A 20599-nucleotide genomic window follows, 5' to 3' on the forward strand; every position below is an offset into this window, starting at 1 on the left:
TATAAATGAAAGCTACAGGAATTGTAAGACGTATTGATGATTTAGGTAGAGTTGTTATACCAAAAGAAATAAGAAGAACTTTAAGAATCAGAGAAGGAGATCCACTTGAAATCTTTACAGATAGAGAAGGTGGAGTAATTCTTAAGAAGTATTCTCCTATTGGAGAACTTACAGACTTCTCAAAAGAATATGCTGAAAGCTTACAACAAGCTATTGGGCATATAATCTTAATAAGTGATAAAGATGCATTTATATCAGCAAGTGGTGTGCCTAAGAAAGATTATATAGATAGAAAAATAAGCAACGAACTTGAAACTGTTATGGAAGGTAGAAAACCAATATTGCTTGGGGACGGCAATCAAAAATTAATCCCATTACATAGTGATGAAGACGTAGAAGGAATGACATCACAAGTAGTAGCACCTATAATTGCAGAAGGTGATGCAATTGGAGCTGTTGTTATCCTATCAAAGCAATCAGGAGAAAAGATGGGAGAATTAGAACTTAAATTAGCAGAAACAGCTGCAGCTTTCCTAGGAAAGCAAATGGAACAATAAAAAATTATTCTTTATTAAGTAAAACAGAAAATAAAAGTAATAATACCTCTAAACTTACAATAATAATTATTAGTAAAAGAAAAGTTTGGAGGTATTTTATGAAGAAACAATCCCTAATAAAGGGTAGTATAATATTAGGAACTGCTGGAATACTAGCAAAATTCCTCGGTGTATTTTTTAGATGGCCTCTTATAATGCTTATAGGTGATGAAGGAATAGGGCTTTATCAAATGTCATTCCCTTTATATATGTTTTTTGTAGCCATAGCATCAGGAGTACCAGTTGCTATCTCTAAAATCGTTTCAGAAAATAATGCAATGGGTGATATAGAAGGAAGTTTTAAAGTTGTAAAATGCTCTACCTATATGATGATTATACTAGGTGCTGGGACAACATTCTTTTTATTTTTCTTTGCAAAGCCTATAATTAATTTTTTAAAATGGGACATGAAGGCTTATTATTCATTGATAGGTATATCATTTGCACCTCTCATAATTTCAATTATGACAATATTTAGAGGATTCTTTCAAGGTCTTCAAAATATGACACCATCTGCGGCATCACAAGTTCTTGAGCAGATTGGTAGAGTAGTTTTTGGAGTTGGACTAGCTGTTTTATTTCTTCCAAAAGGAATAGAATTTGCAGCTGGGGGTGCAGCTTTTGGTGCAGCAGCAGGAGGTCTGCTTGGCGGTGGATACCTATATGTTAAATATCTAATTACTAAGAAAAATTATGGGATAAAGAAAGTAAAAAGTGATCCAGCTGTTATGAGTAAAATACTTAGAATTGCAATTCCAATATCACTAGGAGCTACAGTTGGAACAATAATGAATCTTATTGATTCTATATTTATTCCACAAAAATTATTAGAAGCAGGGTTTACAACACAACAATCAACAATTCTATATGCACAGCTTACAGGTAAGGCCTCGGTCATAGTAAATATACCAATGACTCTTTCAATGGCTCTATCTATATCACTAATTCCAATAATAGCAGAACAATATATTTTAAGAAGAAATAGAGATGTTGAAAATAAAGTAAATCTAGCAATAAAAATTTCAACTGTTATATCAATACCGTGTATGTTTGGTATGTTTTTTATGGCAGAACCAATAATGAAACTTATATTTCCAGGAAGGCATGAGGGATTCGAGATTCTTAGATATCTTTCGCTTACAGTACCTTTTGTAATTTTAACTCAAACCACTACATCTATATTACAAGGCGTTGGTAGATATATACTTCCAGTTGTAAATCTTTTTATAGGTTGTGGAATAAAGCTTATATTAACTCTTATGCTAGTTCCTATGGCTAAGTTTAATATATATGGAGCTGTAATAGCTAGTATATTAGCTTATATCGTAACTACAATTTTAAATATGATTTTACTAAAAGTGAATTTAAAAACAAAAATTAAAATAAATAATAATATAGTAAAACCTATAATTGCATCAGTAATAATGACAGCAGCAGTTTTATTTAGCTATAAAGTTATTTTAAACTATACAATGAGTAATGGAGTATCTTGCTTATTATCAGTATTTTTAGGTATTATAGTATATATGGCTTCAATAATTTGCATGAGAGTGTTTTATGTTGAAGAAGTAAAGAGCAGATTTTATAAAAAATAAACATACAAAAGGAGAAATACCTAATGATTAAGATTATTGGTTTAGGACCAGGAGCTAGTGATGCTCTTACAGTAGGTGCACTAAGAGTATTAGAAGAAAGCGATAATATTTATTTTAGAACAGAAATTCATCCAACAGTTGAATTTATAAGAAAAAGAAATATAGAATTTAAAACATATGATCATTTTTATAATAGTGGAGAAAGTTTTGATGAGGTCTATAAAAATATAGCAGAAGATTTGGTTGAAATTCATAAAGCAACAGGAAATGTTGTATATGCGGTTCCAGGACATCCGTTAGTTGCGGAAAAGTCAGTATCAAATCTTATGGAGATTTGTGATGAAGAGGAAATAGAGTACGATATTCTTCCAGCAGTTAGTTTTATCGATGCAATGATGGATAGACTTAAGATAGATCCTATTGAAGGTCTTAAAGTTATTGATGCCTTTGATATAAATAATCAAATAATGGATAAGAGAATAGGGACTATAATAACACAAGTATACAATCCATTTATTGCATCAGAAGTTAAGCTTAAACTTTTAGAGTGTTATGATGATGAAACAAAGATAATTTATGTAAGAGCGGCAGGTATTGAAGGTTTAGAGAGTATAAGGGAAATACCACTATATGAACTTGATATGCAAGAAGATATAGATTATCTAACATCTGTATATATCCCTAAAGATTTAAATAATAAAAAGGATATAAATGATTTAATAGCTTTAATAGATATTTTAAGAAGTGATGAAGGATGTCCTTGGGATAGAGAACAAACTCATGAAAGTATAAAAAATGGAATAGTTGAAGAAAGTTATGAAGTTAAGGATGCTATAGAAAAAGATGATGACAATGCGTTGATAGAAGAACTTGGGGATGTTTTATTACATGTAATATTCCATTCATCAATAGGAAAAGAAGATGGATATTTTGATTTTAGTGATGTAATAGAAGGAATTTATACTAAGATGATAGATAGGCATCCACATATATTCAAGGGTAAGGATATTTGCAATTCGGAAGAAGTTGTACAAAATTGGGATGAAATAAAGAAGGAAGAGAAGGGATTTGAAACAGTAACGGAAGAATTAAGAGGTGTTGCAAATGCTCTTCCAGCTTTAATTAGAGCTCATAAGATTCAAAATAAAGCGAGAAAAGTTGGATTTGATTGGGATAATGTAGAAGATGCATCAAAAAAAGTAACAGAAGAATTAAATGAAGTTTTAGATGTATATAATACAGAAGATAAGGGAAAGATAACAGAAGAAGTTGGGGATTTATTGTTTGCATGTGTAAATGTAGCAAGATTTCTAAATGTTGATGAAGAAGAAGCATTAAACAAAACAACTGATAAATTCATAAGAAGATTTAGTTTTATAGAAGAACAAGCGATTAGCAAAGGAAAAAATTTAAGAGATATGTCTCTTGAAGAAATGGATGAACTTTGGAATGAGGCTAAAAAACAAGAAAATAATTAGATTTAGAAGGAATTCCAATGTTTTTAGAGAATATAATTAAGTAATAAATTCTATACTTCTAAATTATTATATTAAATTAGCTTTTTTTTACAGGAATATGTGAATATTTATATATTCAGTATAGACGAGAATAGAAAGTAATAATATAATAAGATAATGTAAGTGTAGTACATAAAGAATTAGTTAGTACTATAAATATATAACTAGTTATTTAAGGAGGATGTAATTGTGAATAAAGCAGAATTAATTACTAGTATGGCTGAAAAGTCAAAGTTAACTAAAAAAGATGCAGAAGTAGCTTTAAAAGCATTTATAGAAAGTGTTGAAGAAGCTTTAGAAAATGGTGAAAGAGTTCAATTAGTTGGATTCGGAACTTTCGAAACTAGAGAAAGAGCAGCTAGAGAAGGAAGAAACCCAAGAACTAAAGAAACTATAAAGATTCCAGCATCAACTGTTCCAGTATTCAAAGCTGGTAAAGAGTTTAAAGAAAAAGTTAATAAGTAATTTTTTTGAACCCGAGGAGACTCGGGTTCTTTTATAAAATTAAGTTTTAATTTAAATATTAGATGCAATATATCCATCACTAAATAGTGATGGATATAAATTTAAAAAAAGAAGGTGACTTTGTATGAGATTAGACAAGTATTTAAAGGTTTCAAGACTTATAAAGAGAAGAACTATTGCTAAAGAAGCATGTGAAAGTGAAAGAGTTTCTATAAATGGTAAAATAGCAAAGTCAGGAACTCAAGTAAAAGAAGGTGACATAATAGAAATTACATTTGCAAATAGATCATTACGTGCTGAAGTTTTAAATATAGTAGAGCATGTTAAAAAAGAAGATGCAAAGGATATGTATAAGATATTAGAGGGAGCAGAAATAGAATAATTTTATAATAATCTTTAAAGACGTCAATTTAAGAATATAGAAATTAATAATCACATATATTTCTTAATAAGAGTAATGTCTAAAGGAGATTATATATGGAAAAGAAATCTGATAACATACAAGCTTGCAAAAGTAAGATGGAACTAGAAAATAGAAAAAAACTTTCATTGACAGGTGTTGATGAAGTAATGAGCTTTGATGATGAGAAGATAGTACTTAATACTATACTTGGAAAGCTTAAAATCAATGGTCAAGGACTTAAAATGAATAAGCTAGATGTTAAAAATGGGGATGTAATAATAGAGGGACATATTACAAGCATGATATACAGTGGTAAAGTAAAGCAAAAAAGAAGAAGAATAAATTTAAAAAAGCTTATAAGTAGGTAAAAATATGCCGTTAGAGTTAGAAGTTCAATTTGAAATTGTATTTTATGCATTAGCTGCTGGATTTATTTTAGGAATTTTTTTCGACATATATAGAATATTAAGAGGAAAAAAAGGACATAAAATAATAGTAATGATACAGGATATCCTATTTTGGATATTATCAGCATTAGCTATATTTACATTTTTGCTTTACACAAACTTTGCTTTTTTGGGGCCATATGTTTATTTATGTATGGGAGTATCTTTGCTTATATATATAAAATTATTTAGCAAAGCCATTTATAAATTAGAAAATATAATTTTTTTCGGCACAAAGACAATAGTGAGAAGAAGCTACAAAAATGCAAGTTATCCCCTAAGAATTATATGGTCAAAGATTAATAATAAAAACTAATTTTAAATAAAAGCTAAATATAATTAAAAATAACTTGAATTAAGAGTTCAGAGTGTTTAAAATATATTTATAGAATTTAAAAAATGAGGTACTATGGATGATAAAAAAGATAAAAGGGAAGAATTTAATAATCTTAGTACTATGCCTTGTTTTTTTACTTAGTTTTGTTAGACAAGAGAGAGCTATAAAAAGAATAGAAGATACTATAGCTCAGAAGCATACAGAATTAGAAAAGCTGAAGGAAAAAAACAAGCAGCTTGAAGAGGAAGTTAAAAGTGCTAATTCTGATGAGTATATTGAGACCTTAGCTAGAGAAAGACTTAAGATGGTTAAACCGGATGAACAAGTCGTAAATGATAAAAAAGGTGACTCAAAGTCTGAAAAGTAGGTTATTATTAATAATAACATATATATTTTATTTAAATTAAGGAGGAGTCTTTTAAACATGACCTTAGAGGCAGGAAACATATTAGAAGGTACAGTGGTAAATATTACTAATTTTGGAGCTTTCGTAGAATTAGAAGGCGGAAAAACAGGTCTAGTTCATATATCAGAAGTAGCAGATTCTTTTGTAAAGGACATAAGACAACATTTAAAAGAACAAGATAAAGTAAAAGTAAAAGTTATATCAATTGATGATAACGGAAAAATTAGTTTATCAATAAAGCAAGCTGAAACTAAACCAAAAAAATCAGCTAGACCAGCTGAATTTGATTGGGTAACTGAAAAGAAAAAAGCTGGCGGAAATTTTGAGGATAAGATGTCTAAGTTCTTAAAAGATAGTGAAGAAAGAATGCAAGATGTTAAAAAACATCAAGATTTCAAAAGCAAGAGTGGTAAAAAATCATTCTAAAATACACGACATCATATAAATTTAATATATAAATCTATATAATAAAAAGCTTTTAGGTAATTAAACTGGAGGCTTTTTATTATTTTTCATATAAATATTTTCTAGTAAATTATAATAGAAAGTGTAAAATAAGAGAGGAGATATATATTCTAGATGTAAGTAAAATAGCTAGTTTGTATTAAGGTTTTAAATAAAAATATTATTAATAAAAAAAAGTTTGAAATATATGTTGACAGTATTATGACTATACTATATAATAACTATTGTCGTCAGGAAATGACAGAGAGAAAAACGCATGCCGAAGTGGCGGAACTGGCAGACGCACAGGACTTAAAATCCTGCGGTGGTTAAACACCGTACCGGTTCGATTCCGGTCTTCGGCACCAAAGATCTAAGATTCTTCTTAGATCTTTTTTGCTATATAAAATAAAAATATAGAAGCTATAGTCGAAAAAAGATTTATTATAGCTTCTATTTTTTTATGTGTAAAAAAATATGTTAAGAAATAACAAATTCATATATATAATGACAAAGAGTAAAAATAAAATAAATTGCTATAAACTATTGAAGTATGGTACTTTATGGAACTTTTCATATAATATGAATAATATATCGAAAAATAATACTAAAGATAGAAAATTAAAAATATAAAAGAATAATGTCCGACGAAATTTTAAAATTACACCATGTATTGACATATATCGAGAAGAATAGTTGTTATAATTAAATTACAAATTATGGGAATTAGGAGGAAGATATATGCAGTACAGACTTAATGGAGGAGCATTTAAAAGATTTGAAGAGGGAATAGATAATAATAGTAAAGTAGAAGTAAGGAATGAGCCTACAAAACTAGTAGTTATTTTTATAGCTACATTATTGTTAAGTAGAGTTACTATAATGATTGGAGAGGGAGATATAGCTGGAGTATCTCCGTTTGGATTAGCCTTTTTAATTAGTGTAGTTGCTGGAAGAGAACAAAGTAAGGTTGTTGTAGCTTCTGTTGGAGCCTTGATTGGATATTTTACAATAAATGCTACATTAAAAGATGGATGGATGTATCTAATAACTGTTCTTATGGTATTAGGATATAGCTTAGTTATAAATAAGCTTCAAAAAAGACTAAATGAAAAGCATTTATTCTTTATAGTATTTTTAAGTTATATAATTTATGGATTAGTGATAAGTAATTATGATATAGGAGTTAACGTAACAATTGCAGGGTTAAATACAATTCTTGTTCTTCCTATATATTATGTTATAAAGTATGGATTGAAGTGTGTAGGTGAGTATAATACAAATTATTTCTTTAATATAGAAGAAGTAATAAGCATTGCAATAATAGTGTGTTTGATGATTGCTGGAATTGGTGGAATAACTATTGCAGGAGTTGGTATAAGAAATATAGCATCACTTGCTACTGTAATATCAATAGCTTATATTGGTGGAGCTGCAAATGGAGCTGCAATTGGAATTGCAATGGGCGTTATTGTAGGAATTACATCTGGAGACATGATAAGCGGAATTGGACTATATGGAAGCATAGGACTAATGGTAGGATTATTTAAAGAAACTGGTAAGGTATTCTCATTCTTATCATCTATAATGGTTTATTTGATTCTTTCACTATATTCTCAAGGGTTGCATATGGAAGGAATTATTGAGATATTAGTAGGTGGAATGATTTTCCTAATAATTCCTAAGAAAATATTTAATGGACTAGAGGTTGAAATGTGTCAGGAGACTAAGGTGGATACTATAAATGAGGAGCATCTATCCCAAGTTAAGAATGAGTTTTCAAGAAAAGTACAGGGCTTTGGAAACGCATTAGATATGTTAGCGACATCATTAAATAGTATTTCAGATAATAATAAATTACAATATAAAAATAGAAGTACAGCATTAGTTGAAAATCTAGCAGATAGAGTATGTAGTGTATGTACAGATTGTAATAAATGTTGGGAAAGAGAATTCAATCAGACATATACAGCTTTCCAAGAACTTTTAAAGGGTAGAGAAGAAGGAAGACAAAACTTTCCTATAGAACTTGAAAAGAAGTGTATTGGCAAATCAGAGCTTATAAGAAATTCAGAAGAGATATTAAATATATTAAATGCCAATGAAATTACAAGAAGGAAGCTAGAGGAAGGTAGAAAACTTGTAGCAACTCATATAAGAAATGTATCAGATAATTTAGATAATATGGTTTCAGATTTTAAGCGGGATGTTACTTGGTGCTCAGAGCTTGAAAGAATAATTAGAAAGGAACTTAATAAGAATTCAATAAAGTATAAAGAAATATTCTGCTTTACAGATAAAGGTGGAAGGATGAATATAAAGGTAAGTATGGAAAATTGCTCATGTGGAACACATTGCATAAAGAATATACTTCCAGTAGTTAATGAGTTAGTGAGAACTCCAATGATGATTAGTGAAGAAGGATGTAGAATACAACCAAACAATAAAGATTGTGCTATATTCTTAAAAGAAATGCCAAGATATAAGGTTATTTCTTACGCTGGTATGAGAGTTAAAGAAGGGGAACAACAAACTGGAGATACTTATTCTTTTGGAAGATTAGAAGGTGGACAATATATAACTTTATTAAGTGATGGAATGGGGTCAGGTCCTGAGGCTGGAAAAGAGAGTAAAATAACTGTTGATTTAGTTGAAAAATTTATTGAGGAAGGATTTGGTGTTGAGACTGCATTAAACACAGTAAATTCAATAATGAGTATGAAATTTGAAGAGGATGAGAAATTCTCAACATTAGATTTAAATACAATAGATTTATATACAGGTAAAGCATCATTCTATAAAGTTGGTGCAGCAGCTAGTTTCATAAAGAGAGGAAATAAAATAAAGAAAATATCATCTAATATGCCGCCTTTTGGGTTGGTAGATAAGGTCGAAATAGAAAGTACTGAAGAAAGGATTAAGAATGGAGATATAATAATAACACTAAGTGATGGAGTTCTAGATGTTGATAAGAAAGGAGTTGGAGATTCTAAGTGGCTTGAAGATTATCTTGTTAAGAAGGGAAGTGATCCTAAGGAACTTGTTCTAGATATATTAGAATATTCTAAAGAAATTAACAATGGAACTATAAAGGATGATATGACTATTGTAGTTTCTAAGGTTTACTCTGCATATTAAAATGTAGTTATGTTAATAATAAAAGCTGGCTTGTAGTCAGCTTTTATAATTTTAATATTACAAAATGTGTAATATTAAGGTATGATATAAATGAATAGTTATACATAGGATGTGAGAAAGTTGATTAACGATTTTATTAATTATATAGAAGAAAATAAACTTTTAAATAAAGGAGATAAAGTTCTAGTTGGATTATCAGGAGGTCCAGACTCAGTATGTTTATTACATTTACTACACACTATAAAAGATAGATATTCTTTAGAGATTGGAGCAGCTCATATAAATCATATGATTAGAGGCGAAGAGGCGTTAAAAGATGAGGAATATGCTAAAGAACTTTGTGGACAATTAGAAATAGATTTTTATAGCATAAGACTTGAGATAGAAAAAATAGCAAAAGATAGAGGAGTATCTAGTGAGACTGCGGGAAGAGATGAAAGGTATGGATTCTTTAATAAAATAAGTAAAGAAAATGGATACACAAAGATTGCAACAGCTCATAATGCTAATGATCAAGCAGAAACAATAATAATGAGAATGATGAGAGGTACTGGGCTTGAAGGACTAGGTGGAATTCCTGTTATTAGAGATGGGATATATATAAGACCTATATTGTTTTTAGAAAGGGAATATATAGAAAAGTATTGCGAGGATAATAATTTAAATCCTAAAATTGATAAGACAAACTTAGAAAACATATATAGTAGAAATAAAATAAGATTAGATATATTGCCTTATATGAAGGAAAATTTTAATGGAGATGTAGTTAAAGCTATAAATAGAATGAGCTTATTACTTCAAGAAGACAATGATTTTATCAATAATGAGGCTAAAAAGGCTTTTTCTAAGTATTGTATAGTAAAGAAAGATGAAATAATACTAAGTAGGGAATTATTTGATAAAGAAAGGGCTATAATTACTAGAGTAATAAGAAAAGCTCTAACAACTCTTTCAAATAGTACTTATGATTTTGAAATGAAACATATAAAAGAAGTTATAGAACTAAAAGATATAGGGACAAATAAACGAATAGATTTACCTAATGGAATATATGCTGAAAATATATATGGTGAAATATATATAAAGGAGAAGGAAAGATTATTAAAAAAACAAGATGATATTCATGAGATTAAAATAAAAAAAGATGATTTAGATGGGTTACAAGTAGATTTTTTAGGTTGTCTTATAGAATTTGAAGTAAAAATAAGAGAAAAAAATTTAAAATTTAACAATAATGACTTAATTAAGTATTTTGATTATGATAAAATTAATGAGTATGTTACTCTTAGGAAAAGAAAAAATGGAGATAGGATAACACCTTTAGGTATGAAAGGTAGTAAAAAAATAAAAGATATATTTATTGATATGAAAATACCTAAGGATTATAGAGACAATATCCCAGTTGTTGAATTTGATGATGAAATTGCATGGTTATTAGGCGTTAAGACATCTAATACATATAAAGTAACTAAACAAACAGAAAACATTATTAAAGTAATGTGTAAAAGAGAGGAATTATAGTCATGAGGGAAGATGTAAAAGAGATATTATTTAATGAAGAGGACTTAGCTAAAAAAGTCAAGGAATTGGGTGCTAAAATAAGTAAAGATTATGAGGGTAAAGATTTACTTGTAGTTGGAGTTTTAAAAGGATCAGTTTTATTTGCATCAGATCTTATTAAGAATATAACTATACCTTGCGAAATAGATTTCATGGCAGTATCAAGCTATGGTGATTCTACAGAATCATCAGGTGTTGTAAGGATATTAAAAGATTTAGATCATAGTATAGAAGGTAAACATGTGCTATTAGTTGAAGATATAGTTGACAGTGGAATAACATTAAGTTATTTATTAAAATATTTAAAAGCAAGAAGAGCAGAAAGTATTGAAATTGTATCATTACTTAATAAACCAGAGAGAAGAACAGCAGATTTAGATGTTAAATACATAGGATTTAAAGTTCCTAATGAATTTATAGTTGGATATGGAATTGATTATGCTGAAAAATATAGAAATTTACCTTACGTTGGCATATTAAAAGAAGAAGTATATAACAAATAAAAAGTTCAAATATTTACAAATAGGAATTATTGTAATTAAAAAAACCATATGGTAAAATTTTAAATATTATAAAGAGAGGGGGGCCTTGAATGAAAAAATATTCAAGTGCAGCTGTATGGATTGTCACATTAGCGGTACTGATTTTTGCATCAGTAGCATTGTGGGAAACAGGTAATAAATCAGATACAATCTCATATAGTTCTTTCCAACAAAAGTGGAGTTCTAACGAAATAACTAGCATATATGTTCGTGAAGACGATATGACGATAGAAGGTGTAATGAATAATAACCAAAAATTTATAACATATGCACCTGAGACAATGCTTACAAAGTTAATTAGTGAAAATCCTAAGAATAATGTAAAAGTAGAATTTGAAAAGCCTTCAAATAGTGGAGCATGGTTATCTATTATACCAACAGTACTTATGGTTGTATTATTCTTAGTACTTTTATTTGTAATGACACAACAATCTCAAGGTGGCGGTGGTGGCCGAGGAGTAATGAACTTTGGTAAAAATAGAGCTAAAGTTGCTACTCCAGATTCTAAAAAAGTAACATTTAAAGATGTTGCTGGTGCTGATGAAGAAAAGCAAGAATTAGAAGAAATTGTTGATTTCTTAAAGGAACCATCAAAGTATACACAAATGGGAGCTAGAATCCCTAAAGGAGTTCTTCTAGTAGGTCCTCCTGGAACAGGTAAGACTTTACTTGCAAAGGCGATAGCTGGAGAGGCTGGTGTACCATTCTTTAGTATATCAGGTTCAGATTTTGTTGAAATGTTTGTTGGAGTAGGTGCATCAAGAGTTAGAGATCTTTTTGCAGATGCTAAGAAGAATGCTCCATGTATAGTATTTATAGATGAAATAGATGCAGTAGGTAGACAAAGAGGAGCAGGTCTTGGTGGAGGTCATGATGAAAGAGAGCAAACTCTTAATCAATTACTTGTTGAGATGGATGGTTTTGGAATGAATGAAGGAATCATAATGATTGCAGCAACTAATAGACCAGATATTTTAGATCCTGCATTATTAAGACCAGGTAGATTTGATAGACAAATAGTTGTAGGAGCACCAGACGTTAAAGGTAGAGAAGAGATTCTAGTAGTGCATACAAGAAAGAAACCTTTAGCTGATGATGTTAAACTAGATGTCCTAGCAAAGAGAACACCAGGGTTTTCAGGTGCTGATTTAGAGAATCTTACTAATGAAGCGGCACTTCTTGCAGTTAGAAGAGGCGATAAGGCTATAACAATGCTAGATATGGAAGAAGCTATAACAAGAGTAATAGCTGGACCAGAAAAGAAAAGTAGAGTTATTAGTGAAAAAGATAGAAAGCTTACAGCTTATCATGAAGCAGGTCACGCTGTTGTGATGAAATCATTAAAGTATTCAGACCCAGTTCATGAAATAAGTATAATTCCTAGAGGAAGAGCTGGTGGATATACTATGCATTTACCAGATGAGGATAGATCATATACTTCAAAGCTTAGACTTAAAGATGATATGGTTGGACTTCTAGGAGGAAGAGTTTCAGAACAAATTATTCTTGGAGACATTAGTACTGGAGCTAAGAATGATATAGATAGAACTAGTGCAATTGCTAGAAGTATGGTTATGGAGTATGGAATGAGCGAAAAACTTGGAACAATTTCATACGGATCAGATCAAAATGAGGTATTCCTTGGAAGAGATCTTGGAAGAGGAAGAAACTTCTCGGAAGAAATAGGAGCTGAAATCGACAAAGAAGTTAAAGCATTAGTTGATGAAGCTTATGTAAGAGCAGAAGCGATACTTAGAGAAAATATTAGTAAATTACATGCTGTTGCTCAAGCACTTTTAGAAAAAGAAAAGATAGAAGGTAAAGAATTCGAAGAAATATTTGATAAAGCATAATTTAAAGGTTCTGTGAAAACAGAACCTTTTTATTTTATATAGAATTATAATTGGGATATATACGAATTATATATAATAAAAACAAAAAAATGTTCGATAAAATACTTCAAAAAAATTAAAACAAATGGTATACTCGTAATATGTAGGGTATAATAATAGATAATTTTTAGAGAATTGAAATTTATTTAATAAGAAATGAGGTTAGTATTAATGAAAAGCGATATTAAGATAGCTCAAGAAGCAAATATGGAATATATAACAAAGATAGCGGAAAAATTAAATTTAAATGAGGATGATATAGAATTATACGGAAAATATAAATGTAAAATATCATTGGATGCATTAAAAGAGAAGCAAGGAAATAGAGATGGGAAATTAGTTCTAGTAACAGCTATAAATCCTACACCGGCAGGAGAGGGAAAATCAACGGTTACAGTAGGCCTTGGAGATGCGTTGCGTAGAATGGGTAAGAATTCAGTTATAGCACTTAGAGAGCCGTCTCTTGGGCCTGTATTTGGAATCAAGGGGGGAGCTGCTGGTGGTGGATATGCACAGGTTGTTCCTATGGAAGATATAAACTTACATTTTACTGGTGATATGCACGCTATAACATCAGCTAACAACTTGTTATCAGCAGCTATAGATAATCATATACATCAAGGGAATGATTTAAGAATTGACTCAAGAAGAATAATTTTTAAAAGAGTTATAGATATGAATGATAGAGCATTAAGAGAAGTTGTTGTAGGTCTTGGAGGAAAGATTAATGGTTTTTTAAGAGAAGATGGATTTATGATAACTGTAGCATCAGAAATAATGGCTATACTATGCCTAGCTAAAGATTTAAGTGATTTAAAAGAAAGAATGGGAAATATATTAATTGCTTATAACTTAGATGGAGAACCGGTATATGCGAAGGAATTAGGTATACAAGGTGCCATGGCACTATTAATGAAAGATGCAATAAAGCCTAACTTAGTTCAAACATTAGAAAATACTCCGGCTATAATTCACGGAGGACCATTTGCGAATATAGCACATGGATGTAACTCAGTTATAGCAACTAAGCTTGCACTAAAACTTAGTGATATAGTAGTTACAGAAGCGGGATTTGGAGCAGATCTTGGAGCTGAAAAGTTCTTAGATATTAAATGTAGATATGGAGAATTAACTCCAGATTGTGTTGTTATAGTCGCCACTATAAGAGCTTTAAAGCACCATGGTGGAGTGAAAAAAGATGACCTTAATACTCCGGATATTGAAGCATTAAAAATAGGTGTTTCAAATTTAGAAAAACAGATAGAAAATATTAAAAAGTATAATGTTCCTGTAGTTGTGGCTATAAATAAATTTACATCAGATAGTGAAGAGGAAGTTCAATTTATAAAAGACTTCTGCAAAGAAAATGGTGTTAGAGTTGCACTTTCAGATGTATGGGCAAAAGGAGGAGAAGGTGGAATAGAACTTGGAACTGAAGTAGTTGATGTATTAGAAAATGAAGAATCAAAATTTGAAGTTTTATATGATACGAATAATACTATTGAAGAAAAAATTAAGACTATAGCCTGGGAAATATATGGAGCAAATACTGTAAACTATACACCACAAGCTAGAAAGCAAATAGCTGAACTTGAAAAGTTTAGTTTAGATAAACTTCCAATATGTATGGCAAAAACTCAATATTCACTATCAGATAACCCAAGTCTTTTAGGGAGACCAGAAAATTTTGATATAACTGTAAAAGAGATAAGAGTATCAAATGGTGCTGGATTTATAGTTGTGTTAACTGGAGATGTTATGACAATGCCAGGATTACCTAAGGTTCCAGCAGCGAATAAAATGGATATATTGGATGATGGAGAAATTATAGGATTATTCTAACGTTCTGTTAACTCTTGACAAATACCACTGAATTGTTAAAATTATATTGTTAAAATTAAGTTATTTTATCAGAATAAAAGCAGCTTTAATTATAGCTGCTTTTAACTATATTAAGGTGGTGCTTTTATGATTTTGCTTGTCGATGTAGGAAATACAAACATCGTTTTAGGGGTTCACAAGGATGATAATTATATAGCTAGTTGGAGAATATCAACAGATGCACAAAAAACGTCTGATGAGTATAGCGTACAAGTTATGCAGTTGTTTTCTCAACATAACTTAGATCCAAAGGAAGTTAAGGGAATAATAATATCATCAGTAGTTCCTAATATAATGCATTCATTAGAAAATATGATAAGAAAATGTTTCTGCAGGGAGCCTATAATAGTAGGACCTGGAATAAAGACAGGAATAAATATAAAATATGATAATCCTAAAGAAGTTGGGGCAGATAGAATAGTTAACGCTGTTGCAGCTTTTGAACTATATAAAAAACCAAACATAGTAATTGATTTTGGTACAGCAACAACATTCTGTTCAATAACAGAAAAGGGAGATTATTTAGGTGGATGTATTGTTCCGGGCGTAAGAATTGCATCAGATGCATTATTCGAAAGAGCAGCAAAACTACCAAGAATAGAACTTGAAGTACCTAAAAATATTATATGTAAAAGTACAATTGTAAGTATGCAAGCAGGTATTTTATATGGATATATTGGGCAAGTTGAGTATATAGTAAAGAAAATGAAAAACGAAATGAGAAATAAATGCAATGAAGAACCTATAGTTATTGCAACAGGGGGACTTGCAAACTTAATTGCTAAAGAGACTGATGCAATAGATATAGTTGACGGTGACTTAACATTAGAAGGGTTAAGATTAATATACAATAAGAATAAGGAGTAAAACTCAAAGAAATGAAGATAGGGAATATAGAATTCGAAAACAATGTATTTCTAGCTCCTATGGCAGGAGTAACAGATATATCATTTAGAGGGCTTTGCAAGGAACAAGGGTGTGGGCTAGTTTATACAGAAATGGTTAGTGCAAAGGCTTTATATTATGGCAGTGAAAATACGCAAAAGCTTCTTAGAATTTCAGATGAAGAGATGCCAGTTGCTGTACAAATATTCGGAAATGATCCTGATATTATGGCAAAGATGGTTGAGGAACATTTTAATGATAGAAAAGATATTTGTATTATAGATATAAATATGGGGTGCCCAGCTCCTAAGATTGTTAAAAATGGAGATGGATCAGCTCTTATGAAAGATCCAAAACTTGCAGCAGAAATTGTAAGAAAGATAAAACAAGTTTCATCAAAACCTGTAACTGCAAAGTTTAGAAAAGGATTTGATGAAGATAATCTAAATGCAGTTGAGTTTGCGTTAGCTCTAGAAGATGCAGGAGTAGATGCTGTAGCTGTACATGGTAGGACAAGAAAGCAAATGTATGAAGGAAAAGCAGACTGGAATATAATAAAAGAGATAAAAGATAAAGTGAAAGTGCCTGTTATAGGTAATGGCGATGTATTTACTCCAGAAGATGCTTTAAGAATGAAAGAACTTACTAATTGTGATGGAATAATGGTCGCTAGAGGAAGTATGGGTAATCCATGGCTTTTCAAACAGATACAAAGAATTCTTGAAGGGAAAGAGCTTAAGGAAATAACCCCAGAAGAAAAGATTGATATGTGTATAAGACATTACGAATTAGCAATAAAGTATGACGGATATCATAAAGCTATAAGAGAGATGAGAAAGCATGCATCATGGTATATAAAAGGTCTTCCAAAATGCACAGAAGTAAGAAATGAAATGAATGTATTAGAAGATAGTGATGCTGTTATGGAGCTCTTAATAAATTATAAAAATGAATTAAAGAACTTAAAAACTGGTAGATAGTAATGTAAACTTTTGAATATTACGGAATGTTTATTCAAAAGTTACATTATTTTAAAAGACATTTCTGAATAAAGTGTATTATTATGAATAAAGTGGCTATATAATAGATACTATATACTATTGAAATACATTTAAAAAAATTAGATTTGTTGACATATTATAGGCCCTGCTTTATAATATTTTAAATGAATTTGAATATTCGTTATAGGGCCCAAATTTTGATAGGTTTAAGAAATATTAAATTAAAATATAAACCAGTAGAAGGTTATTAAAGGGGAGTTTAAGTATGAGCGAACAAAAAAAATTTGTAATGACTTATGAAGGTGTTAAAAAGCTTGAAAACGAGTTAGAACATTTAAAAACAGTTAAAAGAAAAGAAATTACAGAAAAAATAAAAGTAGCATTAGGATACGGAGACTTAAGTGAAAACTCAGAATATGATGAAGCAAAAAACGAGCAAGCTTTTACAGAAGGAAGAATCCTTCAATTAGAAAATATGCTTAAAAATGCTGAAGTTGTAGATGAATCAGAAATACCATCAGATGTTGTTTCAGTTGGAGCAAAAGTAAAGGTTAAAGACTATGATTTCGATGAGGAAGTTATATATACAATAGTTGGTTCAGCAGAGGCAGATCCAATGGAATTTAAAATTTCAAATGAATCACCAGTAGGTGCTGGACTTATAGGTAAAAAAGTTGGGGATATAGTTGAAATATCTGTACCTGATGGAGTAAGTAAATACGAGGTCTTAGAAATAAGCAGATCATAACGGAGGGATAATTAATGTCAACTGAGGAAATGAATATACAAGAATTAGAAGCTCAGTTAAGTGAGCAAGAAGCACTTAGAAGAGAAAAATTAGCTGAATTACAAGCTGCAGGTAAGGATCCATTTGATGTATATAAAGTGGAAAAAACACATAGTTCAGAAGAAGTTAAATCAAACTATGAAGAGCTAGAAGGCAAGACTGTAACTGTAGCTGGAAGAATCATGTCAAAGAGAGGTCAAGGTAAGGTTGTATTCTCAGATATACATGATAGAGATGGCAAAATCCAATTGTTTATAAAGATTGATGCAGTTGGAGAAGAAAATTTAAAAGCATATAAGAGTTTTGACTTAGGTGACTGGGTTGTTGCGACTGGAGAAGTATTTAAAACTAGAACTGAAGAAGTTTCAGTTAAGGTTTCAGATTTCGAGTTAATTTGTAAATCATTAAAACCATTACCAGAAAAATTCCACGGATTAAAAGATCCAGACTTAAGATATAGACAAAGAGAAGTAGATATAATTACTAATCCAGAAGTAAAAGATACTTTTATAAAAAGATCAAAGATTATAAAAACTATAAGAGAATTCTTAGATAATAGAGGATTTCTAGAGGTTGATACTCCAATACTATCACCAATAGCTGGAGGAGCTGCTGCTAAACCATTTATAACTCATCACAATGCTTTAGATATAGATATGTACCTAAGAATTGCTACTGAGTTATACTTAAAGAGATTAATAGTTGCTGGATTTGAAAAAGTTTATGAAATGGGTAAGAACTTCAGAAATGAAGGAGTTTCAGTAAGACATAATCCAGAATTCACTTGTATAGAATTATACCAAGCTTATTCAGATTACAATGATATGATGGAAATCATGGAAAATATGATTGCATATGTATGTGAAAAGGTAAATGGTACAACTAAGGTAATGTATGAAGGAACAGAAATAGACTTTAAGCCACCATGGAGAAGAATTACTATGGTTGATGCTGTTAAAGAATATGCTGGAGTTGATTTCAATGAAATCAAAACAGATGAAGAAGCACAAGCTATTGCTAAAGAAAAGCATTTAGAATTCCCAAAACCTTTAGATAAGGTAACTAAGGGAGAAGTTCTTAATATGTTATTCGAAGAGTATGGTGAATCAAATTTAATTCAACCAACATTCTTAGTTGATTATCCAGTAGAAATATCACCTCTTACTAAGAAGAAGAGAGGAAATGAAGCATTTACTGAAAGATTTGAAGGATTTGTTTATGGAAGAGAAGTATGTAATGCTTACTCAGAGCTTAATGATCCAATAGTTCAAAGACAAAGATTTGAACAACAAGCTAAGGAAAGAGAATACGGAGATGACGAAGCATACATGATGGACGAAGAGTTCATGAGTGCTTTAGAAACAGGAATGCCTCCAACAGGTGGTCTTGGAATAGGTATTGATAGAATGATTATGTTCTTAACAGACTCATCATCAATAAGAGACGTATTACTATTCCCAACAATGAAGCCAGTAAAATAATAAAATATATTAAGGATATCTCTTTAGAGGTATCCTTTTTTATGTATTAATATCTTTTAAAATACGAATATGTTAATATATAAGTATGCTTAAAGTTGGGAGAATTTATGAATATTATTTGGTAAAGTATTTAGTGTTTTAAATATTAATTATAGCGGTTCTCTATGGCATTATTAATATTAATATCTTTAATTGCTGTAATAGTAATGTTTAAGTGATATAAAATTATTGATTTTAAAAATAGACTTGAAAGAAGTATATATCAGGTCTAGAGTATATTATATAAAAAAATCAATTAAAAATTAAATTTTTTAATAAAAAAGAGTTGCAATTTAATTTAAAGATGATATAATATCAAATGTAGCAAATATTCCGCGATAGCTCAATGGTGGAGCATTCGGCTGTTAACCGACAGGTTGGAGGTTCGAGTCCTCTTCGCGGAGCCATTTTTATTTTAGAAATATATATTTGTTATATGGATATTCCGCGATAGCTCAATGGTGGAGCATTCGGCTGTTAACCGACAGGTTGGAGGTTCGAGTCCTCTTCGCGGAGCCATTTTTTTTATCCAAAACACGAATTTTTAAGCGGTGAGAAATCACTGCTTTTTTTATTATGTTATTATATACAATGAATAAAGCTTAATGATATAATTTCTTTATTAGATGAAAGGGTGGTAAACTTTTTGGTATGGAGAATTTATTGAGCATTGAAAATGATGGAGTTAGAATAAGAGATAAGGAAAGTAATGTTTTATATAAGTGGAATATGATAAAAGCTATAAACTTTAAAGGGGATAAATTAAAGAATATAACTATAATAGATATTACTGATAACCCTATAGCTATAGTTCCTATAATAGAAAATGATGAAAGTCAGAAGCTTGTATGTAATACAATAGAATCTATGATTAAAAAATAAAAATAAAAAAGAGTTGCAATTTTATAAAAAATTGATATAATAATTAATGTAAATATTCCGCGATAGCTCAATGGTGGAGCATTCGGCTGTTAACCGACAGGTTGGAGGTTCGAGTCCTCTTCGCGGAGCCATTTTTTTATTAATATAGAAATTTAGCAGTGATTATAAGAATCACTGCTTTTTTATTGTATTTAAAAAACCACTTGCTATGCAAGTGTGTTCAGATAAGCTTTAGCGGTGTATTATGTAAAAAAACCTCCATTTGTTAAAATAGAATTAGGTTCGCAGCCAAATTCAATAAC

19 protein-coding genes and 4 tRNA genes are annotated in these 20599 nt (G+C 30.1%); all 23 read left to right on the forward strand.

Going from position 1 to position 20599, the window contains the following annotated elements; translation table 11 throughout:
• Positions 1-5 precede the first annotated feature (5 nt).
• On the forward strand, positions 6-557 hold the full coding sequence (gene spoVT, locus K5V21_RS11395) for a stage V sporulation protein T (protein ID WP_204594075.1): 552 nt from the start codon (positions 6-8) through the stop codon (positions 555-557).
• Positions 558-655: 98 nt separating this feature from the next.
• Entirely contained in the window at positions 656-2191 is a 1536-nt protein-coding gene (locus K5V21_RS11400; RefSeq protein WP_221861357.1) for a putative polysaccharide biosynthesis protein, read from the forward strand.
• Between the two features lie 23 nt (positions 2192-2214).
• Entirely contained in the window at positions 2215-3669 is a 1455-nt protein-coding gene (gene yabN / locus K5V21_RS11405; protein WP_221861358.1) for a bifunctional methyltransferase/pyrophosphohydrolase YabN, read from the forward strand.
• Between the two features lie 228 nt (positions 3670-3897).
• Positions 3898-4173 (forward strand): HU family DNA-binding protein, encoded by a 276-nt coding sequence (locus K5V21_RS11410; RefSeq protein WP_204594072.1) that lies wholly within the window; start codon positions 3898-3900, stop codon positions 4171-4173.
• A gap of 124 nt (positions 4174-4297) precedes the next feature.
• The gene (locus K5V21_RS11415) at positions 4298-4555 is read left to right on the forward strand and encodes an RNA-binding S4 domain-containing protein (protein ID WP_204594071.1); all 258 of its coding nucleotides are present in this window, start codon (positions 4298-4300) and stop codon (positions 4553-4555) included.
• A 95-nt stretch (positions 4556-4650) separates the two neighbouring features.
• Positions 4651-4944, forward strand: a complete 294-nt coding sequence (gene yabP / locus K5V21_RS11420; RefSeq protein WP_204594070.1) for a sporulation protein YabP — start codon at positions 4651-4653, stop codon at positions 4942-4944.
• 4 nt (positions 4945-4948) lie between these two features.
• On the forward strand, positions 4949-5338 hold the full coding sequence (gene yabQ, locus K5V21_RS11425; RefSeq protein ID WP_221861359.1) for a spore cortex biosynthesis protein YabQ: 390 nt from the start codon (positions 4949-4951) through the stop codon (positions 5336-5338).
• Between the two features lie 97 nt (positions 5339-5435).
• Positions 5436-5726 carry an FtsB family cell division protein gene (locus K5V21_RS11430; protein ID WP_221861360.1) on the forward strand — a complete coding sequence of 97 codons (291 nt, stop codon included), beginning with the start codon at positions 5436-5438 and terminating at the stop codon, positions 5724-5726.
• A 57-nt stretch (positions 5727-5783) separates the two neighbouring features.
• Complete coding sequence (locus K5V21_RS11435) at positions 5784-6191, forward strand: S1 domain-containing RNA-binding protein (RefSeq protein ID WP_221861361.1); 408 nt, start codon at positions 5784-5786, stop codon at positions 6189-6191.
• Positions 6192-6488: 297 nt separating this feature from the next.
• Positions 6489-6577, forward strand: a tRNA-Leu gene (locus K5V21_RS11440).
• 373 nt (positions 6578-6950) lie between these two features.
• A complete protein-coding gene (gene spoIIE / locus K5V21_RS11445) occupies positions 6951-9347 on the forward strand; it encodes a stage II sporulation protein E (protein WP_221861362.1) in 2397 nt (798 codons plus the stop codon).
• Between the two features lie 120 nt (positions 9348-9467).
• On the forward strand, positions 9468-10868 hold the full coding sequence (tilS, locus tag K5V21_RS11450; RefSeq protein WP_221861363.1) for a tRNA lysidine(34) synthetase TilS: 1401 nt from the start codon (positions 9468-9470) through the stop codon (positions 10866-10868).
• Between the two features lie 2 nt (positions 10869-10870).
• Positions 10871-11410 carry a hypoxanthine phosphoribosyltransferase gene (gene hpt, locus K5V21_RS11455; protein ID WP_204596755.1) on the forward strand — a complete coding sequence of 180 codons (540 nt, stop codon included), beginning with the start codon at positions 10871-10873 and terminating at the stop codon, positions 11408-11410.
• Positions 11411-11499: 89 nt separating this feature from the next.
• Positions 11500-13302, forward strand: a complete 1803-nt coding sequence (gene ftsH / locus K5V21_RS11460; RefSeq protein ID WP_221861364.1) for an ATP-dependent zinc metalloprotease FtsH — start codon at positions 11500-11502, stop codon at positions 13300-13302.
• Between the two features lie 210 nt (positions 13303-13512).
• Entirely contained in the window at positions 13513-15183 is a 1671-nt protein-coding gene (locus K5V21_RS11465; protein WP_221861365.1) for a formate--tetrahydrofolate ligase, read from the forward strand.
• Between the two features lie 126 nt (positions 15184-15309).
• A complete protein-coding gene (locus K5V21_RS11470; protein WP_204596752.1) occupies positions 15310-16089 on the forward strand; it encodes a type III pantothenate kinase in 780 nt (259 codons plus the stop codon).
• An 11-nt stretch (positions 16090-16100) separates the two neighbouring features.
• The gene (gene dusB / locus K5V21_RS11475; RefSeq protein WP_221861366.1) at positions 16101-17087 is read left to right on the forward strand and encodes a tRNA dihydrouridine synthase DusB; all 987 of its coding nucleotides are present in this window, start codon (positions 16101-16103) and stop codon (positions 17085-17087) included.
• A gap of 286 nt (positions 17088-17373) precedes the next feature.
• A complete protein-coding gene (gene greA / locus K5V21_RS11480; RefSeq protein ID WP_221861367.1) occupies positions 17374-17856 on the forward strand; it encodes a transcription elongation factor GreA in 483 nt (160 codons plus the stop codon).
• Between the two features lie 14 nt (positions 17857-17870).
• On the forward strand, positions 17871-19376 hold the full coding sequence (gene lysS, locus K5V21_RS11485) for a lysine--tRNA ligase (protein ID WP_221861368.1): 1506 nt from the start codon (positions 17871-17873) through the stop codon (positions 19374-19376).
• A 371-nt stretch (positions 19377-19747) separates the two neighbouring features.
• A tRNA-Asn gene (locus tag K5V21_RS11490) sits at positions 19748-19822 on the forward strand.
• Positions 19823-19859: 37 nt separating this feature from the next.
• A tRNA-Asn gene (locus K5V21_RS11495) sits at positions 19860-19934 on the forward strand.
• Between the two features lie 132 nt (positions 19935-20066).
• A complete protein-coding gene (locus K5V21_RS11500) occupies positions 20067-20297 on the forward strand; it encodes a hypothetical protein (RefSeq protein WP_221861369.1) in 231 nt (76 codons plus the stop codon).
• 56 nt (positions 20298-20353) lie between these two features.
• Positions 20354-20428 (forward strand) — tRNA-Asn (locus K5V21_RS11505).
• Positions 20429-20599 lie beyond the last annotated feature (171 nt).

This window comes from Clostridium sardiniense (assembly GCF_019753795.1).
Lineage (GTDB): Bacteria > Bacillota > Clostridia > Clostridiales > Clostridiaceae > Clostridium > Clostridium sardiniense.